This window comes from Mucilaginibacter sp. Bleaf8 (genome assembly GCF_018390515.1).
GTDB lineage: Bacteria > Bacteroidota > Bacteroidia > Sphingobacteriales > Sphingobacteriaceae > Mucilaginibacter.
This window is the reverse complement of the sequence record NZ_JAHBBK010000014.1, coordinates 1-2445: the sequence shown is the minus strand read 5'-3', so window position 1 is coordinate 2445 and position 2445 is coordinate 1. Positions and strand designations below refer to the sequence as shown.

At 54.6% G+C, this 2445-nt stretch carries 2 protein-coding genes; both read left to right on the top strand.

The features are described 5' to 3' along the window. Positions 1 to 35: 35 nt before the first annotated feature. A complete protein-coding gene (locus KHS38_RS22145; protein WP_213491122.1) occupies positions 36 to 1355 on the top strand; it encodes a UDP-glucose dehydrogenase family protein in 1320 nt (439 codons plus the stop codon). A 106-nt stretch (positions 1356 to 1461) separates the two neighbouring features. Continuing rightward, a complete protein-coding gene (locus KHS38_RS22140; RefSeq protein ID WP_213491118.1) occupies positions 1462 to 2445 on the top strand; it encodes a UDP-glucuronic acid decarboxylase family protein in 984 nt (327 codons plus the stop codon).

The following is a 2445-nucleotide window of genomic DNA, read 5'->3' as shown; positions in this document are numbered from 1 at the left end:
AGCAAAGAAGCGAAGAAAAAACATCAAAAAGAACCATGAAAATAGCAGTAGTAGGAACGGGTTACGTAGGCCTGGTAACGGGGACATGTTTAGCCGAGACCGGCAACGAGGTGATATGCGTAGACATCAACGAGGCCAAGGTGGCCATGATGCAGGCAGGCAAGCTGCCCATTTATGAACCGGGTCTGGAGCAGCTCTTTCACCGCAACATTGCCCAGGGCCGCTTAACCTTTACCAGTAACCTGGCAGAAGGCATTGCCGAAGCCAAGATCATTTTCCTGGCCCTGCCAACGCCTCCGGGCGGCGACGGCGCAGCCGACCTTTCCTACGTGCTGGGTGCAGCAGGCGATATTGCCAAACTGCTGACCGACTATAAAGTAATCGTAACCAAATCCACCGTACCGGTAGGCACGGCCGATAAAGTAACCGCCGTGATGCAGCAGCATGCAGCCGAAGGCGTGGAATATGCCGTAGTATCCAATCCCGAGTTTTTACGCGAAGGCGTAGCGGTGGACGACTTTATGAAGCCCGACCGCGTGGTGGTAGGCACCATGGACGAGCGCGCCCGCAAACTGATGGGCGAGCTGTACGGTCCGTACGTGCGCCAGGGTAACCCTATCATCTTTATGGATGAGCGCTCTTCGGAACTGACCAAGTATGCCGCCAACTCGTTTCTGGCCACCAAGATCTCCTTCATGAACGAGATCGCCAACCTGTGTGAGCTGGTAGGCGCAGATGTGGATATGGTCAGAAGAGGTATCGGCGCCGATGAGCGCATCGGCAAGCGCTTTTTATTTGCCGGCATCGGCTACGGCGGCTCGTGCTTTCCGAAAGACGTGCAGGCGCTGGCCAAATCAGCCGAAGAGAACCGTTATGACTTCAAGATCCTGAACTCGGTAATGGAAGTTAACGAGCTGCAGAAAACCGTACTGGTAGACAAAGTAAAGCAGTACTACAAAGGCGATGTTGCAGGCAAGCACTTTGCTTTGTGGGGCCTGGCCTTTAAGCCGGAAACGGATGACATCCGCGAGGCGCCGGCCCTGTACATCATTGATGCGCTGGTAGCCGCAGGTGCAACCGTAACCGTGTTTGACCCTGAGGCCATGGCCAACGTAGAAAAGCTGCTGGGCGATAAAGTGAAGTATGCCCAAAACCAGTACGATGCCCTGGAAGGCGCAGATGCGCTGCTGATCGTAACGGAGTGGTCGCTGTTCCGCACGCCTGACTTTAACCGTATCTCGGAACTGCTGAAAGAAAGAGTGGTATTCGATGGCCGTAACCTGTATGATCTGGATAAGATGATCGACTGCGGCTTTTACTACAACTCCATCGGCAGAAAAGTGGTAGCCCAATAAGGCAGATAAGCCACTTACAGTAAACAAGAAGATAAAACATCCTGCCGGGCAAAGCTACCTTTTAAGTAAAAAAGGGAGCTTTGCCCGGCACACCAACATAGCACCTATGTCAGCCAGAAAAAGAGTACTCATTACCGGAGCGGCAGGTTTCCTGGGCTCGCACCTCTCGGACCGCTTCATCAAGGAAGGCTATCATGTCATCGGCATGGATAACCTCATTACGGGCGATTTGCGCAACATCGAGCATTTGTTCAAGCTGGAGCAGTTCGAGTTCTATAACCACGACGTGTCCAAGTTTGTGCACGTACCGGGCGAGCTGGATTATATCCTGCACTTTGCCTCACCGGCCTCACCCATCGATTACCTGAAGATCCCGATCCAGACGCTGAAAGTAGGCTCGCTGGGCACGCACAACCTGTTGGGTTTGGCCCGTGCCAAGGGCGCAAGGATACTGGTAGCTTCCACCTCGGAGATCTACGGTGACCCGAACGTGAACCCGCAGCCGGAGGAATACTGGGGCAACGTGAACCCGGTAGGGCCAAGGGGCGTGTATGACGAAGCCAAGCGCTTTCAGGAAGCCATGACGATGGCCTACCATACCTTCCACGGCGTGGAAACCCGCATCATCCGGATCTTTAACACCTACGGGCCGAGAATGCGGCTGAACGACGGACGGGTACTGCCGGCCTTCATCGGTCAGGCGCTGAGAGGCGAGCCGCTCACCATGTTTGGTGATGGCAGCCAGACACGCTCGTTCTGTTATGTGGACGATCTGGTAGAAGGCATCTACCGTTTATTGCTGAGCGACTATGCGCAGCCGATGAACATCGGTAACCCGGATGAGATCACGATCCGGGAGTTTGGCGAGGAGATCATCAAGCTGACCGGCACGGACCAGCAGCTGGTGGCCAGGCCCCTGCCCACGGACGACCCCAAGCAAAGAAGGCCGGACATCACCAAGGCCAAAGCCATACTGGGCTGGGAGCCGAAGGTATCCAGGCAGGAAGGGCTCCGGATTACTTATGAGTACTTCCGCTCACTGCCCGAGCATGAAATCAAACACAAAGAATTCAATCAGTATATCAAGTAA

Coding starts and splice junctions, on each gene's coding strand:
- KHS38_RS22145 (WP_213491122.1), top strand. CDS start 36: ATGAAAATAGCAGTAGTAGGAACGGGTTACGTAGGCCTGGTAACGGGG.
- KHS38_RS22140 (WP_213491118.1), top strand. CDS start 1,462: ATGTCAGCCAGAAAAAGAGTACTCATTACCGGAGCGGCAGGTTTCCTG.